The 17,363-nt window shown below is 48.5% G+C and carries 16 protein-coding genes and 3 tRNA genes; 14 read left to right on the top strand and 5 right to left on the bottom strand.

Translation table 11 applies throughout. The features are described 5' to 3' along the window. Positions 1-28 precede the first annotated feature (28 nt). A complete protein-coding gene (gene galA, locus HZF10_RS17280; RefSeq protein ID WP_176007493.1) occupies positions 29-3,430 on the bottom strand; it encodes a beta-galactosidase GalA in 3,402 nt (1,133 codons plus the stop codon). Between the two features lie 265 nt (positions 3,431-3,695). On the opposite strand from galA, the gene HZF10_RS17285 reads away from it, so the two are divergent. The 8 genes from HZF10_RS17285 (at position 3,696) to HZF10_RS17320 (ending at position 10,743) form a co-directional block, all read left to right on the top strand. Beyond that, positions 3,696-4,490 (top strand): N-formylglutamate amidohydrolase, encoded by a 795-nt coding sequence (locus HZF10_RS17285; RefSeq protein ID WP_176007494.1) that lies wholly within the window; start codon positions 3,696-3,698, stop codon positions 4,488-4,490. After that, the gene (hutF, locus tag HZF10_RS17290) at positions 4,487-5,857 is read left to right on the top strand and encodes a formimidoylglutamate deiminase (protein ID WP_176007495.1); all 1,371 of its coding nucleotides are present in this window, start codon (positions 4,487-4,489) and stop codon (positions 5,855-5,857) included. Before HZF10_RS17285 ends, hutF begins: the two co-directional genes overlap by 4 nt. 33 nt (positions 5,858-5,890) lie before the next feature. Next, positions 5,891-6,370, top strand: a complete 480-nt coding sequence (locus tag HZF10_RS17295) for a carboxypeptidase-like regulatory domain-containing protein (protein WP_176007496.1) — start codon at positions 5,891-5,893, stop codon at positions 6,368-6,370. A gap of 718 nt (positions 6,371-7,088) precedes the next feature. After that, positions 7,089-7,409 carry a hypothetical protein gene (locus HZF10_RS17300; protein ID WP_176007497.1) on the top strand — a complete coding sequence of 107 codons (321 nt, stop codon included), beginning with the start codon at positions 7,089-7,091 and terminating at the stop codon, positions 7,407-7,409. 121 nt (positions 7,410-7,530) lie between these two features. Beyond that, positions 7,531-8,088, top strand: coding sequence for a hypothetical protein (locus tag HZF10_RS17305; protein ID WP_176007498.1), 558 nt, complete (start codon positions 7,531-7,533; stop codon positions 8,086-8,088). A gap of 198 nt (positions 8,089-8,286) precedes the next feature. Continuing rightward, on the top strand, positions 8,287-9,138 hold the full coding sequence (locus HZF10_RS17310) for a transketolase (protein WP_176007499.1): 852 nt from the start codon (positions 8,287-8,289) through the stop codon (positions 9,136-9,138). Continuing rightward, positions 9,138-9,788, top strand: a complete 651-nt coding sequence (locus HZF10_RS17315; protein ID WP_176007500.1) for a hypothetical protein — start codon at positions 9,138-9,140, stop codon at positions 9,786-9,788. Before HZF10_RS17310 ends, HZF10_RS17315 begins: the two co-directional genes overlap by 1 nt. Before the next feature lies 1 nt (position 9,789). After that, the gene (locus HZF10_RS17320) at positions 9,790-10,743 is read left to right on the top strand and encodes a transketolase family protein (RefSeq protein WP_176007501.1); all 954 of its coding nucleotides are present in this window, start codon (positions 9,790-9,792) and stop codon (positions 10,741-10,743) included. Positions 10,744-10,817: 74 nt separating this feature from the next. Here HZF10_RS17320 and HZF10_RS17325 read toward each other — a convergent pair whose 3' ends face one another. After that, positions 10,818-11,861 (bottom strand): FKBP-type peptidyl-prolyl cis-trans isomerase, encoded by a 1,044-nt coding sequence (locus HZF10_RS17325; protein WP_176007502.1) that lies wholly within the window; start codon positions 11,859-11,861, stop codon positions 10,818-10,820. Between the two features lie 78 nt (positions 11,862-11,939). Between HZF10_RS17325 and HZF10_RS17330 the strand changes: the two genes are divergently transcribed. Beyond that, entirely contained in the window at positions 11,940-12,332 is a 393-nt protein-coding gene (locus HZF10_RS17330; protein ID WP_176007503.1) for an RNA-binding S4 domain-containing protein, read from the top strand. A 36-nt stretch (positions 12,333-12,368) separates the two neighbouring features. Beyond that, positions 12,369-12,866 (top strand): phosphoribosyltransferase domain-containing protein, encoded by a 498-nt coding sequence (locus HZF10_RS17335; protein ID WP_176007504.1) that lies wholly within the window; start codon positions 12,369-12,371, stop codon positions 12,864-12,866. On the opposite strand, the gene HZF10_RS17340 is transcribed toward HZF10_RS17335, so the two are convergent. Further along, positions 12,858-13,376, bottom strand: coding sequence for a shikimate kinase (locus HZF10_RS17340; RefSeq protein WP_176007505.1), 519 nt, complete (start codon positions 13,374-13,376; stop codon positions 12,858-12,860). The two genes, HZF10_RS17335 and HZF10_RS17340, sit on opposite strands and share 9 nt — an antisense overlap. A gap of 126 nt (positions 13,377-13,502) precedes the next feature. Here HZF10_RS17340 and HZF10_RS17345 point away from each other — a divergent pair. The 4 genes from HZF10_RS17345 to HZF10_RS17360 all read left to right on the top strand — a co-directional run bounded on the left by HZF10_RS17345 (position 13,503) and on the right by HZF10_RS17360 (position 15,478). Beyond that, positions 13,503-13,575: transfer RNA gene (locus HZF10_RS17345), tRNA-Lys, on the top strand. A 33-nt stretch (positions 13,576-13,608) separates the two neighbouring features. After that, positions 13,609-13,681, top strand: a tRNA-Lys gene (locus tag HZF10_RS17350). A 37-nt stretch (positions 13,682-13,718) separates the two neighbouring features. Next, positions 13,719-13,800: transfer RNA gene (locus HZF10_RS17355), tRNA-Leu, on the top strand. Positions 13,801-14,719: 919 nt separating this feature from the next. Further along, on the top strand, positions 14,720-15,478 hold the full coding sequence (locus tag HZF10_RS17360; protein ID WP_176007506.1) for a hypothetical protein: 759 nt from the start codon (positions 14,720-14,722) through the stop codon (positions 15,476-15,478). A 467-nt stretch (positions 15,479-15,945) separates the two neighbouring features. Here HZF10_RS17360 and HZF10_RS17365 read toward each other — a convergent pair whose 3' ends face one another. Next, positions 15,946-16,314, bottom strand: coding sequence for a hypothetical protein (locus HZF10_RS17365; protein ID WP_176007507.1), 369 nt, complete (start codon positions 16,312-16,314; stop codon positions 15,946-15,948). Then, entirely contained in the window at positions 16,311-17,150 is an 840-nt protein-coding gene (locus HZF10_RS17370; protein WP_176007508.1) for a hypothetical protein, read from the bottom strand. Before HZF10_RS17370 ends, HZF10_RS17365 begins: the two co-directional genes overlap by 4 nt. Positions 17,151-17,363 lie beyond the last annotated feature (213 nt).

Here is a 17,363-nt window from a genome sequence, read left to right on the forward strand (position 1 = left end):
ATTGTGGAAAGGATTTGCAGGATTTTGGTTATTTCCTCATGAATTTCCCGCTGATATCATCGTACTCAAGCAGCAACTCATTCGATTTCCCATCTCTGTCGAACACTTTTTCCCAAGTGGAAAGCGGTTCCCAGATCGCCGTTCCCTTTCCGCGTCCGTTGGGAACTTCGAAAGCGATTTTGTTGACTTCCTGCTTCAATGCGGAATATTCCACGACGATCACATCTTTGTCGTATTGCTTTGACAAAGCCGCGAGATTGTACTCCAGGTCGTTCAAAGTGCCGTGCCATTTCGGGTAATACGACAGTCCGATCACGTCGAAATGTGCGCCGCGTTTGAGCATCTCGTCTATGCATTCGACGGTTTCGAAATGTTGTCCGCCGAGCGCCAGGTGAAACAGCATTTGCGTGTTCGGATTCACGGCTTTTACGGCAGCTACTCCGGCGTTGTACAATTGCGCCATGCCGTCGGGATTCGCGATCGAGCCTTCGGGCCAGACCAATCCGTGGTTGATTTCGTTACCGACCTGAACCATGTCTGGTAAAGTTCCTTGCGCTTTGAGTTCAGACATCACTTTGAACGTCCAATCGTAAAGCGATTTTTTGAGTTGGTCCGTCGATTGGCCTTCCCAGGCTTTCGGTTTGTATTGCTTACCGGGATCGGCCCAATAATCGGAATAATGGAAATCGAGCAGCAGTTTCATTCCGGCCGCTTTCACGCGCTTTGCCATGGCTTTGGTGTGTTCCAGATCGCAGAAACCTTTTGCGGGCGAATATCCTTTTTCGTTCGCGGGTTCGTTGAAAATCCTGAGTCGCACGTAATTGAACCCATGGTCTTTGATGATTTGGATCGCATCTTTTTGGACGCCTTTGTCCGAAAACTTGATGCCGCGCGCCTCGAGTTCGGGCAAAAACGAAATATCCGCGCCGAGCATTTTGTCTATGGGACGCGATTTGGCCGCTTCGCCTTTGAGTTCGTATTTCCTGTCGATGGAAACGACGGCTTTTTTAGCGGGTTCGACCGTGATGAAATCGGTCGCGCCCGTTTCCAATCCGGCCGCTTTCGCATCGAAATGGATGAATTCCGATTTTGTCCCCGCCTGAACGATCACCTGGCAATGTCCGTTGAACAACGATCGCTGCCACGCGCCGTCGATACATTTGTCGGGTTCGTGCGAACTCGGATCGCCATTACCCACTCCGATGATTTTCGCATCGCCTTTGATTTCGAAACGGATCATGTTGTCGGCATCGGGAACTTCGCGTCCTTCTTTGTCTACGACCGAAATATTGACGATCGCGACGTCTTTTCCGTCGGCGGTCATCGTGGTTTTATAAGGCGTCACGACCACTTCATACGCAGGACCTGTCGTTTCCACTTTGGCCGTTAATTTCTTTCCTTTTTTATACGCGACGGCTTCGAGTTTTCCGGGTTCGTACTGCACGTTCCAATTCAAATGTCCGTTGCGCGGCATGTCTTTTTTGCCCAGGGATTTTCCGTTGAGGAACAATTCGACGTTGTCGGCATTCGAGTTCACCCAGACTTCAACGAAATCGCTCGGTTTGTCCCAATGTTTTTTGTCGGGCCAATTCCAATGTGGAGAAATGTGCAACACGTCTTTATCGGTCCACCAACTTTGATAATAGTAATAGAGATTTTTGGGGAAGCCGCATACGTCCATGATCCCGAAGTGCGAATTCACGTTCGGCCACGAATACGGCGTGGGTTCGCCTCTGTAATCGAATCCCGTCCAAATGAATCCGCCGAGCCAATAGTCGTTTTCGGCAGCGAGTTTCCACCAGGTTTCGGCCGTACTCGCCCACCATGGCGCGGTGATGTCCTGATCGGGAACATAAGCGCGGATCGAATCCTTGACGTAAATGCCGCGGGTCGTGACCGTGCTTCCCATTTCGGTTCCAATAAGCGGTTGATCGGGATGTGCCTTGTGATAATCGGCGACCGCAAATTGACGATAATTGAAACCGCGAACCGGAATCACCTCGTTAACGCCTTCGTATTCCGTACCTAAATCGGCGGCATACGTCGAAGTGCGCGTCGGGTCGTATTGTTTTTGGATCGAAAGCAGCGATTTTGCGATCCTGTTCCCGAATTCGTTCTTTTGGATCCAACCTTCTTCATTACCGATCGACCAAAGGAAAACCGACGCGTGGTTGCGGTCGCGCTTAAGCAACTTCTTGAATTGGTCGGTGTATTCTTTTCCCGAATTCAACAGACGTTGCTCGTCTAAAACCAGCATCCCAAGCGAATCACAAGCCATGAGCAAAACCGGATCGGGCGCGTTGTGACTCATTCTCCACGCATTCACGCCCATCTGTTTTTCGAGCATCACGCGATGGTAATGCAAGTGGTCGGGAATCGCCGCACCGACGCCGGCGTGGTCCTGATGGTTGTTCACACCGTAAATTTTGTGCTTCTTGCCGTTGACGAAAACGCCGTTTTTATTGATTTCGATGTTTCGGATACCGAACGGGACTTTTTGTTCATCGATCACCTTATCGCCTTGCTTCAATTGTACGACGACGCGATACAGATACGGATCTTCGAGCGACCACAACCGCGCATTGGCGACCGGAATCGAATTGAACGCTTTCTTGGTTTCTCCGGGATTTATCGAAATCTTGCCCGCATTCGATTTGGAAACGATTTTGCCGTTTCGGTCTTTGAGCAATGCGTATACATCGACGGTAGATTTTGAAAAACCATCGTTCGAGACTTCGGTTTCCACGGTCAGATTCGCTTTCTTGCCCGATATTTTGGAATGGGCGAAAACCCCGTCGGTCGCGATGTGCGTATTGGCATATTGGTTGAGCCACACATGACGGTAAATGCCCGCGCCTTCGTAAAACCAGCCTTCGTATTGGGTCGCGTCGACACGTACGACGACTACGTTTTCTTTGTCGAACGATACGAAATCGGTGATGTCGAAATTGAAGCCGAGATAGCCGCTTTCGTTTCTTCCGCAGTAAAAACCGTTGACCCAGACTTGCGCATTTCTATAAATCCCATCGAATTGGAGTTCGAATCTTTGGCCTTTATCTTTTGGGTCAAGGTTGAAATGTTTTCTGTACCATCCGATGGAAGTCTCTGGAAACAACCCACCGACGGGTTTGTAACCGTGCGATTGCACATCGAAATTATCGACATATTTGAACGGAAGCGCGACCGCCCAATCGTGCGGCAAATCTACTTTCGCCCAAGTCGTGTCGACGAACTTCGCGTCAATTGCCGTTTTCGCTCCGTTTCCGGATTTCGAAAACGTCGTCGCAATCGAATAATTGAAATCTTTTTCGGCATTTGAAGCGTGCCCGAAATGGAATTTCCATCCGAAGTCGAAATCGGTCTTTTTTCTGGGTTGTGCAAAAACGACCGTCGCAAAAAGCAATATCGGTAAAAGTAAACGGGATTTCATGCGTGGGATTTTGGTATCGGTAAAAATAACGAGAACGTTTTCTTTATCCTACCGAACCCTACCAGTTTGGGAATTTTGGGATAATAGATAATAGATGATAGACGGATAGATAATAGACTTTTCAGAGTAAAGCGGAAGTGTGTTTTCCAATCCAAAAATTTATACCCATAAATAAAAATAGGTCTGTGCGCAAGACACCAGAGCGTCTATCATCTATCCGTCTATTATCTTTCGTCTATTTATTACCTTTGGAAAAACTCATCAAATGCAACTTTACAACATCATAGAACCGACGGCAGCGCAAGTTCCGATCATCATCAGCTCACCTCATTCGGGCACGTATTTTCCCGACCACATCAAATCGCGCATCAAACCCGAATTGGCTTCGAGGCCCGACGATGCCGATTGGTTCATCGACAAATTATACGACTTCGCGCCTTCTATGGGCGTCACAATGATCACCGCGAATTATTGCCGTTGGGTGATCGATCTGAACCGCGATCCGCAGCAGAAACCGTTGTACGACGACGGACGCGTGATTACGGGTTTGTGTCCGCTCACCGATTTCAACGGGTTGCCTTTGTATTCGCAAAATCCGCCTGACGAGGCCGAAATTGAACAACGATTGGAAAATTACTTCCTTCCGTATCATCAAAAAGTGGATGAAATGCTCGCCGAAACGAAAGCGAAATTCGGAAAGGCGTTGTTGTTCGACGCACATTCCATCCGCAAAGTCGTTCCCGGCATACAAAAAGACGCGTTTCCCGATTTGATTTTGGGCGACAACGATTTGACTTCGGCCTCGGCTTCGGTCATCGCGGCGGCTTTCGACGAACTCAAGACGGGCGATTATCACATCGAGCACAACCATCCGTTCAAGGGCGGTTTCATTACGCGTTCGTTCGGGAAGCCTGAAAACAACATACACGCGCTTCAGCTCGAAATGGCCAAAACCAATTATATGGACGATTCCGAAACCAAATACGACGAAGCGCGAGCGAACAAAATGCGTGCTTTGTTGCAAAATACTTTCCGAAAACTAATCGAAGCGCTACAATGAAAACCTACACTTTCAAAGGATTGCTGACCGAAAACGGCTGGCTCGTCAACGCTTCGGTTGTTGTTGACGAAAACGGAAAAATCGCGTCCGTTTCGCAAAATACTGAAGGCGAAAAAGTCAACGGATTTGCACTTCCTGGTTTCCAAAACGCCCATTCGCACGCGTTCCAATACGCGATGGCCGGACTTGCCGAATTGCATGAAGGCACGGGCGTTCCCGACGATTTCTGGAGTTGGCGCACCGCGATGTACAATTTGGCGTTGACGATTTCTCCCGATCAATTGGAAGACATCGCCGCGATGTTGTATGCCGAAATGTTGCGTCACGGTTACACGTCGGTGGCCGAATTCCATTACCTGCATCACGACAAGGACGGGAAACCGTTCGCGAACCTTTCTGAAATGGGCGAACGTTTGGTCGCGGCAGCCAAAAAAACGGGAATCCGCATCACGCTCGTACCGATGTTTTACCAGCAAGGCGGTTTCGGGCAAGCGCCCGTCGAAAAGCAGAAAAGGTTTATTTCTGAAACCATCGAGGATTATTTAAAGTTGCTCGAAGCGACGAAAAAGTCGGTTTCCGTATACGACGGCGCGAATTGGGGAACCGGAATCCACTCGCTGCGCGCCGTGAAGCCTCAAGATGCCGTGCGCCTGACGAAAGAAATGGATCAAAACCAACCGTTCCACATCCACGTTTCGGAACAATTGAAAGAAATCGAGGATTGCCTGGCTTTTCACGGCAAACGCCCGGTGCAATGGCTTTTGGACAATTGCGATGTGAACGAAAACTACCATTTGGTGCACGCGACGCATCTCGACGACCCGGAAGTTTCGGGAATCGCGAAATCGGGAGCGAACGTCGTGATTTGCCCAAGTACCGAAGGCAATCTGGGCGACGGATTGTTCCGATTCGAAGCGTATAAAAACCAAGGCGGAAAATGGTCGATCGGAACGGACAGCCATGTCGGGTTGAATCCTTTCGAAGAACTTCGCATCCTGGATTACGGCCAACGCCTGATTTCGCACAAACGCACCACTTTTTACGAATCCGGAAAAGGCGACAGCGGCTTCAACGCGATCAAAATGGCTTGGGAATCGGGACGCAAGGCCATGGGCGAACAAAACGAGACGTTCTTCAAGGTAGGCGATTCGTTCGATGCTGTCGTGATGGACGCCGATTCTGCTTTGGTCGCGACGGCTTCGACCAAAAACCTGTGTAATACGTTCGTATATTCGGCGGACGTTTCGAACATTTTGGGAACGATCGTCAATGGCAATTGGGTTGCGAAGCACGGAAAGCATCTGAATCATGACCAAACGGTTTCGGACTTTAAAAAGACGATGGCCCAATTGAAGTCGAGACAATAGCGACAACCTTATCAAGCGATGACCATGAAAAAAATGATGCTGATTTTACTGATTTTGAGTTATCCAACGATACTCGCCCAAAGTTTCAGTACGATAAAGGGAACGGCCAAAATCTTTACCGACGGCGAAATGGAAATTCCGCTCGCGCAATTGCTTCAAAATGGCAAGTATACCAATTATGCGGCCCAAACCGATTTAGACGGAAACTTCAGCATTCCGAACGTGCCCGTCGGACGGTATTGCCTGATGTTGTCTACCGTCACGACGCCAAAACATTTCTACGATCTCGAGGTCACTCCCGGCGAGACCTTATTTTCGGTCACCGTACCCGGAGCTTGCGTGAGTTACAGCAGGAAAATATGCCCGTTCGGCCACAAAGACAAATTGATTCCGATCCTTTACGGGGAATTGACGGATCAGGAATTGCGCAAAATCTCTAAAGATAAAGCCAGGTCGGGCTGGACAGGCCGTTGCGAACGATGGCATTGTAAAAAACACGATATAGATTTCTAAAATTAAGTCAAATCTAACGCCTTAAATCGCGGGGCTTTCAAAATAATGCGTAATTTCGCGCCAGATGAAAACACAAAACCATATTCAGCAAGCATGCAATCTGCGTTCGGACGTAAAACCGTTCGTAAGCGCGGGAGTTTTGTGTAAACCCAAAATTTGATTCAGCAATTGAAACAATATAAAACACAAAGCGTCCTTTTTACCGAGGGCGCTTTTTTATTTTAAACACATTATCAGATAATTTGATGGAAGTCGATTTTAACCGAAAAAACCGTTAGTCCTTGAATCATCAGCCGATGACGGGAAACAATTGAATCTTGAGAAACCTGCAACGCATGCGGACAGGATAACTATTGCTTAATATTTTCGTAACACATTGATTTTCAGTAAAATAATTTATTTTTTTCTTGCAGATTCAAAAAAGAGTTTCTTTCTTTGCAAAGTCGCAAACAGAAATATAACGACGCAAAACACGAATAGAAAATAACATGAAAACGTTGAACCACATCTCGATTTCGCAAACATGGATGAAGCAGCCTAAACAGGCCGAGCTCGTCTTTGTGTGTGACCGAAATAGGTTCGCCGGCAAGTGTATAAGTAAGACGCGAAAGAAGTAATCCTTCTTTTTTGAAGCATACGAAAAGCACTTGCCATCACGCAGGTGCTTTTTTTTTGCGACCACAATAAAAAATCATCAACAAATAATCAAATAGAAATCATGAGACAAGAAATTTTAAGACGCTTCCTCACCAATACCGACGAGACCGGAAGATTCCTGATGAAATCGCGAAAGACCGGCATCGTCTATTTTGTGGAACCGATCTATAACGGAAAGACGCCCGTGTGGGGCGACCTCAATCCGGCGACGAAACAGCTCGAAGGCAATTACGGTTCGAAGTACACGGGAGCCGTGACCAAAAAGGAATCGATCATCACCGAGGAAAACGGTTTTGAGAACATCGGATTCTTTAAAGGAAGCCCGTTCGGCGAAATCGACCGAAGAGACCGCGAACACGAAGCACGCCTCAAAGGCGGATAATAGGGTCCGACGAAGGGATAAGGGACAAAAACAGCGCCCGATTCCCTTCGCGGACAAACGAAAGACAATCATCAATCAAAAAATAAACAATCATCAATAATCACAACAACACAACACGATCATGAAAGCACTAACCCTAAAATTCTTCGATGTACTCGAAAGAAACCTATCGCTCAAAGAATTCGAAAACTGGCTGTACTCGCTCGAAAACAGCGACGGCCTCAAGAACAACGATTTGTGGAAAGCGTTCTTCAACTTCAATTATACGAGCAAAAGCGGGAGTTACGAATTCTCGAAACTGCTTTCGAATTTCGATACGGACGAATACGCCTTATATAAATTCGAGAACACGCTCAAGCAGATCCTCGCCGACGGCAACCTGTTCCGCGTGGTTCGCTCGGCCCACGATTTCAGTTTGAGGTACGATTATCCGCTGTTTGCCGCCATAGGCGATTACGATTACGAACTGCAGAACGAATACCTGTCGTACGAAAGCACACGCCAGAAACTCGCCGCCACGGCCGAAAACCTGTTGCAGCAATGGATTTCGTTGCGCACGGCCGAAGCCAGGTTAGATTTCCTGAAAGGCAAGATTCCGGTCCAGGGCAAAATACGCCTCGCTCCCGACTCGTCTTACTTCAGGTTCTCGGGCAAACTGTGGAACTTCTGGAAAAATTAAACTCTGAAAGGAAACTGCCATGTTTCAAATCCCCGGGCTTAGGTTTGGGGATTTTTTTTGAAATGATTTGCTAAAGTGTGTTTTTAACACTTATTTTGTCAAAAACACACTGCCCGATGTTGATTATTAATTGACGAATGTGCTTCTATCCCTCGTCAATTACGATTATCTTTGGGGCAGTTTAATCAAACCCTTATAATGAAACGTAACACACAACAGTTAAACGCTTTAGCCATTCAGGTGCGACGCGACATCCTTCGCATGGTGCACGCCGTGAACTCCGGCCATCCGGGCGGATCACTTGGTTGCACCGAATTCTTCGTGGCACTTTACCAGAACATCATGGAACGCAAGCCGGGTTTCGACATGGACGGTATAGGAGAAGATATTTTCTTCCTTTCCAACGGTCACATCTCGCCTGTTTTCTATAGCGTTTTGGCCCGAAGCGGTTATTTTCCGATATCGGAATTGGCGACTTTCCGCCACATCAATTCGCGTCTTCAAGGTCACCCGACCACACATGAAGGATTGCCCGGGATACGCATGGCGTCGGGTTCATTAGGACAGGGATTGTCTGTAGCCATCGGCGCAGCCCAAGCGAAAAAACTCAACAACGACAACCATTTGGTTTTCACGCTTCACGGAGACGGCGAACTGCAGGAAGGCCAGAACTGGGAAGCCATCATGTATGCATCGGCCAAAAAAGTCGACAACCTGATCGCGACGGTAGACCTTAACGGCCAGCAGATCGACGGACCGACCGACGAAGTGTTGAACATGGGAAGCATCGCTGCCAAATTCATCGCTTTCGGATGGGACGTGCTCGAAATCCAGCAAGGCAACAACATCGAGGCCATCATCGCCGGATTGACCGAAGCCAAATCAAGAACCGGAAAAGGCAAACCGGTTTGCGTGTTGCTTCATACCGAAATGGGGCACGGCGTCGATTTCATGATGCATACGCACGCCTGGCACGGAAAAGCGCCTAACGATGCGCAGCTCGAGACAGCTTTGTCGCAGAATTATTCGGAAGACGAAAAAGATTATTGATGCGCAAAATCCTTACATCGATAGTGTTGCTGATGAGCTTGGCCAGTTGGTCGCAAAAGACCTATGTCTTTGACTACTCCACGCTTTACGAGTATACCAAGGATGGAAAGGAAAAACAATTGTCGCACGAATTGACGTTTTCGAATTCGTTGGATCCAGACGTACACCTTATCGTGCTGGAGGAAAAAGGAGAAGTTTTCAAGACGTATCTCGTAGATAAGAAGAACAACATCTATTATGAGTTCGAGAATCCTTCTTCGCTTTCGGAAGCGGAAAATGCCAAATTGAAGTTTCAGAAATCATCCGAACTCAATTTCGATATGTGTAAGGAAAAGTCGGATTTCTATGAATTCTCGACCAAATCGGACACCATACATTTGAAGCGCTTCAAGGATTCGGAAAAGAAAAAGCCGATCAATGAATGCGTCGTCGCGATCGCCCCGACTTCGATCACCAAATCGCAGAAATTCAATTTCGGGCCTTTTCGCAATCCGTTGTGGTGCGGCAAATTCAATTTCGATAGCGAAGGATTGATCACCTATTGCTATTTCATCGAAAAAGGCAAAAAAGTCCACTTTCGCAAATTGCAGCAAATCAAGCAGACAAATTTTACAGTAACTGTCCCAAATTCGGGCAACACAAAGAAATAACATGAAAAAATACGAAAATACAGGCAGTAAAGACACGCGTTCGGGATTCGGCGCCGGACTTACTGAACTAGGCCAGAAAAATGAAAACGTCGTGGCCCTTTGCGCCGATTTGATCGGATCGCTTAAAATGGACGATTTCAAGAAAAACCACCCCGAGCGTTTCTTCCAGATCGGTATTGCCGAAGCGAACATGATCGGGATCGCGGCCGGACTTACGATCGGCGGGAAAATCCCTTACACGGGAACGTTCGCCAACTTCTCTACGGGGCGCGTGTACGACCAGATCCGCCAATCGGTTGCCTATTCTGACAAAAACGTGAAAATCTGCGCGTCACACGCCGGATTGACGTTGGGCGAAGACGGGGCGACGCACCAAATCCTTGAAGACATCGGCCTTATGAAAATGCTTCCTGGTATGACTGTGATCAACACTTGCGATTACAACCAGACGAAAGCCGCGACGATTGCGATCGCCGACCACCACGGGCCGGTTTATCTGCGTTTCGGGCGTCCTGTAGTGCCGAACTTCACGCCTGCCGACCAAAAATTCGAAATCGGGAAAGCCGTGCTTTTGAACGAAGGAACAGACGTAACCATTGTCGCTACAGGCCATTTGGTTTGGGAAGCGCTTTTGGCTGCCGAAACGTTGGAAGCGAAAGGCATTTCTGCCGAAGTGATCAACATCCACACGATCAAGCCACTTGACGAGGAAGCGATCCTTACTTCACTTAAAAAGACAGGTTGTATCGTAACTGCCGAAGAGCACAACATCCTTGGCGGATTGGGAGAAAGCGTTTCACGTGTGCTGGCGTTGAAAAACCCTGCACCTCAGGAATTCGTCGCGGTTTTCGACAGTTTCGGCGAATCGGGAACACCGGAACAACTTATGGAAAAATACAAGCTTAACGCTACCGCAATCGTAGCGGCAGCCGAAAAAGCGGTTTCGAGAAAATAAGAATCCCAGCTAAATCCAAATAAAAAATCCCGCTCTTTGCAGAACGGGATTTTTTTATTTCGTCGGATCGCGTTTTATGGCGCAACTCCTGTACAACTTGAATCGTAAACCCTTTTCAGGCGGTTCGGGTCGGTCGTGTTTCCGCTGCAATCGGGCACTTCGTCCCAGGTAAGCGTCGCGGAATCCGGGTTGTTCGGATCGCTGAGCATCTCAATTTCGGTAAGTACGTTATCGCCGTCGTCGTCCTGGTCGAGATAATTCGGGGCGCCGTCTCCGTCGACGTCATCGGGACGCACGTCTCCCGTTCCTTCGTCGTTGAGGATAATATACATGTAACGGTCGTTATCGCGGTCTTCGAGATAATTCATGATACCGTCGCCGTCGGAATCCACGCGAATCGTGTTGTAGAGCTTGAAGGTAAAGATCAATGGCGAATAAGCCGGTATCGAACCCGATGCCTGGTTGTAATAACCTAAAGCGGAAGGAATGAACATCACGCCTGCCCCGAAATCGGTATACAACGTCGGTTCTCCGGTTACCTGAGTGGCATCGCCTCCTTTGAATTGCGGAAATATTTCACTCCAACCCTTGATTACGCCCTGCAAATCGAAATTGGATTGCGGGTACGGATTGGTCTCGAACTCGTAATATTTGAGGGAATCGATGACGGTACCGCTATCATCGGTACTTTCGTAGTGGAACAGGTACTTACCCGTATAAGCGGCCAAAACCTTGTCGGTATTCGTCGGGAACGGTTTATCGAGGGCAATTCCGCCGCCTTCGCGCAATTTGAGGTAGTACAACTTGTATTCGATATCTTCATCGGCATCGCGATACGTTTTTACCGTTCTGAACGTAAGCAAGGGACTGCTCCAGATTGCATCGGGATCGCCTTCCTCGACATCGTGGAAAATCACGTCCTGATCGTCGTGGAATCCCGGATGGTTCACCACTTCGTAGCTGTGCGTTTTGAGGAACTGCTCAATGTCGACAATATCCTTGGCGTATTGTTCGGTATAATCCCTTGGTTTGGAAGGACCGATATCGTCGTTTTTATTACAGCCGATAAAGGTAAGGGCCAATCCGAAAAGGATCGAGAGGATAATCTTCTTTTTCATGTCAGCAACATATTTTTAAGGCCGCAAGATACAATATTGATTTATTTTTGTGAGTACTTTAACGCCGTTTTTACAATTATGAGAATCGACAAATTCCTTTGGTGTGTGCGCTATTACAAAACCCGCAACATGGTCACCGAGGCCGCCAAAAAAAACCATATCACGGTCAACGGGAACGTGGCCAAACCGTCTAAAGAAGTTTTTCCGGGAGACAAGATCACGTTTCGGAAGGACCAGATCACCCACATCGTTTCGGTCCTCGATTTGCCGCCGAGCCGCGTGGGCGCGAAATTGGTCGACATTTACCGGAAAGACGAGACGCCGGCCGAGAGTTTTGCCCATCTCGAAATGCTCAAGCTTTCGAAAGAGCACTACCGCAAATCGGGTGAAGGCCGTCCTACCAAAAAGGACCGTCGCGACATTGACGGCTATACGGGCGATTTTGATGAATTCGACGAATCGGATTCCTGATTAATGCGTAAATTGCGGCTGAAAAATCACCTCGGAATGGCCAAGAACATCATCCTCAACCACGAGGAAATCGAACACAAGATCAAAAGGATTGCTTATCAGATTTACGAAACTTTCATCGACGAGCAAGAGATCGTGATTGCGGGAATTTCGTCGAACGGATTCATTTTTGCCCAAAAGCTCGTCGATGCCCTCGAACAGGTTTCGGATTTGAAACCGCTGTTGTGCGAGGTGAAGATCGACAAGAAAAATCCGAACGCGCCTATCAAGACTTCATTGAAACCTGAAGAATACACGAATAAAGGCTTGGTTTTGGTCGATGACGTACTCAACTCGGGTACGACGCTGATTTATGGGGTACGCCACTTCCTCGACGTGCCGCTCAAGAAATTCAAGACGGCCGTCCTCGTAGACAGGAACCACAAAAAATATCCTGTTAAAGCCGACTTCAAAGGCATTTCGCTTTCCACGGGTCTTATGGAACACGTGAAAATCGTGTTCAAGGAAAACGCGAACTCGGCTTATCTAAGCTAGTTTTTCGAGTATTTCGTCGGCGACCTGTTCTGCCGATTTCCCATCGACCACGACCGTATAAGTAGCCTGATTGTAATAGTAATTGCGATCGAAAAGATGCTTGGCGATGTGTTCTTTGAGCTCGTCGGATGCCTTGCCGGCCACAAGCGGACGGTTTTCGTTCTCGTCGATCAATCGGTCGTGAAGCGTTTCTATAGACGCGCGGAGAAAAAAAGACGTGACGCCTTCGCCATTCATTAGCAGGTGATTGTTGGCGTATGCGGGCGTTCCTCCACCCAAAGCCAAAATGAAATCGTCGGGGCTTCCCATAAGCTGCGTAAACAACCGATGCTCGAGTTTCCTGAAGTACACTTCCCCGTTTTTTTCGAAGATTTCGGGTATGGACATCCCTTCGTTTTTCTCTATAAGATCGTCAAGGTCAAATTGGGGAAGGTCGGTTTTATGGGAAAGAATTTGGGCCACAGTCGACTTTCCGCAGCCCATATATCCGCACAGCAATACTTTTTTCATGAAGCAAATCCCTAGTAAATAAGGCGTTAAGGGTGAGTTTTAAAAAAAGGTAAATTTAAAATAAAATAGGTTTGAAAATTTTAAAATAAGACTGTATATTTGCACCCGCATTGAAGAAATGTTAACGACTCGATAGCTCAGTTGGTAGAGCACAACACTTTTAATGTTGGGGTCCTGGGTTCGAGCCCCAGTCGGGTCACAAAGACCTTAAAAAACATTTTTTCAAAGCATCGACTCGATAGCTCAGTTGGTAGAGCACAACACTTTTAATGTTGGGGTCCTGGGTTCGAGCCCCAGTCGGGTCACAAAGTCGAACGGTCTCGTTTGACTTTTTTTGTTGAAGGCCACGTGGAGAAATTGGTAGACTCGCCATCTTGAGGGGGTGGTGTCGCAAGACGTGTCAGTTCGAATCTGATCGTGGTCACGAATGGAACAAAAGAGTTCAAAAAAAAATGCCCAAGCTCGCTTGAGGCATTTTTTTTTGAACTCTTTTGTTTCTCAAAGCGGAGCTTTGAAGGATGGCGCGAAGCGCAATCTCATTCGTGAAAACCAAAAACTCCTTTCCAAAGCGAACTATGAAGGATGCAGCGCAACAGCATCCGATTATGCGAAGCCAACATACACTTCATCGAACTGCTCTCTTCCCTTTTTAACAAACTGCCTTTATCCATTCCTTTGACTACACTTTGAGTGGGTTTTGCCGTTACTGAAAACTTACCCATTTGTTATAACGAATTTGGTTTCGCAGAGGATGTAAAGGTGACTCTTTGCTTGCGCAAAGAGTGGTAATGTCGCCTGCAGCGGGCCTTCTTTTATCTGGCAACAAAAGAAGCAAAAATGCCTTTGGCGCGACCGCACAGACGACCTGACAGCCGCAAGACTTGGAAGCGAAAAAAACTCGAACGGCCAACGCGCCTCCTGGCTCCTTCGCTAAAACAGTCCACTGGACTGTTTTTTCACGCTCGGCCCTGCTCAGACAGTTTTTCGCTTTTTCCAAGTCTTGCGACGTCAGATGCCCGCCTGTGCGCTCATGGCGCGGGAAGGCGGAAGTGTTTATTGACATTTTGCTTGCGCGCTGCGCAAAATGTGTGTCCCGGGAGGTTTCGTTTGATTGGATAAGATGGGCTTGCTTGGGGTTTGTGGTTGACTTGGATTTCGGGATAGTTGGGAGATTTTACTTACAAATGGGGTTGCGGGAATGGGATCTATTGGGACATTATGGGCCGTTTGCGACATGGTGGTTTGGCTTTTCAGTGGGGGCTTCGGAAACTTGTCTTCCCTACCCGGGGAAACGTTGCAACGGACGGGTTTCATTTTTTGTTTCATTTTTAAATTTTTCAATCATGGCAAAACAAAAAGGCCTAATCAAATTGAAAGGCACTCTAAGTGACGTGACTTTTTACAAATCGCAGGACGGATACATCGCACGCGAAAAGGGAAGCCTTGACGGCGACCGCATCAGGAACGATCCTGCTTTCCAGCGGACAAGGGAGAACATGTCGGAGTTCGGGAGAGCCGGAAAGGCGGGCAAACTTTTGCGTAACTCGCTGCAGGCGTTGCTCATCAACGCGGCCGACAGCCGCATGGTATCGCGTCTTACCCAGAGCATGATGAAGGTCATCCAGGCGGACGCGACCAACGAACGGGGCTTGCGCAACGTTATCGACGGCGAAGCGGAGCTTTTGGCGGGTTTCGAGTTCAACATCAAAGGAAAGTTGGGTACGTGCCTGTACGCGCCTTATACAGGGGCGATAAACCGCGTCACGGGTGTGATCACACTCGATATCCCTCCTTTCGTGCCGATCAACATGGTAGCCGCGCCTGCGGGTGCGACCCATTATAAGATCACTTCGGCCGGAGCGGACGTGGATTTTGAGGCGGAAACGTTCACCGTGACAACTTCGGAAACCGCGATACTGCCGTGGGATGCGACGCTTACCGCAGCGATAAGCCAGAGCAACGCGGTCACGGCCGCGAGCACCAAGCCGCTTTTCCTGGCCGTCGGGATGGAGTTTTTCCAGCAGGTGAACGGTCAGATGTACCCGCTCAAGAACGGGGCGTTCAACCCTTTGGCGCTTACTGCCGTAAGCGGAATGCCGTAATGCTACTTTTTTATGCAACCGGTATTTACGTTGAGGCTTGGAACCGTGAGTGGTTCTTTGCTTAGCCTTGTGCCGAATGTTCTTTGTGAGGATTTGGTACGGACGGTGGTGTTGGCGGTCGTTGGGACGACGGTCAGTTTTTTATTGAGTCTTTTTTTGAAGAGGTTTTCGAAAAAAGAGTGAGGGGAGCCCGGCTTGCGCCGGGCTTTTTTTGTTTCGCTTGCAGTGGGCCTTCTTTTGTTTGGCAACAAAAGAAGCAAAAATGCCTTTGGCGCGACCGCGAAGGCGACCTGACAGCCGCAAGACTTGGAAGCAAAAAAAACTCGCTGCGCTCAGACAGTTTTTCGCTTTTTTCCAAGTCTTTGCGGCGTCAGGTGCCCGCCTTAGCGGTCATGGCGCTGGAAAGCGGAAGTGTTTATTGACATTTTGCTTGCAAGCTGCGCAAAATGTGTGTCCGAGGGAACAATTTAGTTGATGGGAGGCGGGGAGAGCGTTACGGTTTGGAGGATGAAGTTCCAGTCGGGTTCGGATGGTGAGAGGATTTGGTGGCGGAGTTTGTCGAGCAGGGCGGCTTCTTCGTAGGGAAGCAGGTCGAGGACGATGGAGAGGACGCCTCGGATGTTGGCCTCGGGTTCGGGGAAAGGGGAATTGGTGTCGAGTGCCATCATAGAGACTTTTAGCAGGTCGGCCGTAAGGTCTATAACATCGGCGTAACCGGAAAGGCGGATGCTTACGGAATCGAGGTTCTTTTTTGGGTTTTCAGACTGAAGCAGTGTGAAGTGGTTTTTTACTAGATGGTTTAGCTCGGGGGACTGGAAGAAGGTATCGGTTTTCATGATATGGAGGTTTTGGTTCGCAAATTTTCGAGGGTTTCCAGATGTTTGAGGGCAAGCTTGCGGGATTTGCCGAAGAAACGGGTGCAGGCATCGAGCAGGGAATCGAAATCGGCTTCGGGTGCTTCGAGCTTGTCCCAATGGCGCAGCATTGAGGGAGGCGTGCAAACCATCTTTAACCGCTTCTGTCCTACCTCATCTGCTATAGGGAAACAATGCGATGGCAGGTCGGTAAAATGGCCGCATAACGCCAGCAAGAATTTGAGGCCGTATTGATTCGGTGTATAGCCCAAAAAGACGCGGATCAACCCTAAGGCGATAAATTCGATTGCCTGGGACAAGAAGGCTATTTTGCCTAATTCGACATCGAGGTGTTGTGATTGGGCGGCGCTTTCGAGGTAGAGGCCTGCCATGGCTTCGCATTTGTACCAGTGTGTCCTTGCGCCTTCGTAATCGCGACGTACCCAGCCGTAGTTGCGCAAATACGGAACATCGATGCCCAAACTTACGGGTTCGCCGAGACGCAGGGCTTGATAGAAGAACCAACGCTGGTCTTGGGATTTGGTACCGAGTGATTGCAATGTGTGTTGAAGTAGCGTGACCGATATTTTGCCGTCGGATCGTTGGGATATCGAGTCGGTTAGGTTGGTGAGCGCATTGGTCGATTCATTTGTGAATACCAACAGGTAAAAATGTCCATTCGCGTGTGGCGGAACGGATTCGAAACCGAACGCACTTTTGCTTTGGCCGTTTATGGAATTGTAACCGAATACGATGACCGCGCATGGGCCGGCGGTCTTTTCGATTTGGGGAAGGACGGACTGGAGTTGTGTTTCCATGGCTTGCGTTTTTGGGGCAAGTTAGGAAGGTGTGGATTTGTAGGGAACTGGTTTGGGTTGTAAGGAACTGGGAATTGGGTGTTTTTTACTATTGCTTGGATATGAAGGAGTGAGATGCGAATTTTGTCGCTTTGCAGCGGGCCTTCTTTTGTCTTGCAACAAAAGAAGCAAAAATGCAAAAGCGCGACCGCACAGGCGACCTGACAGCCGCAA

The sequence above is a fragment of the Flavobacterium agri genome (assembly GCF_013401995.1).
GTDB lineage: Bacteria > Bacteroidota > Bacteroidia > Flavobacteriales > Flavobacteriaceae > Flavobacterium > Flavobacterium agri.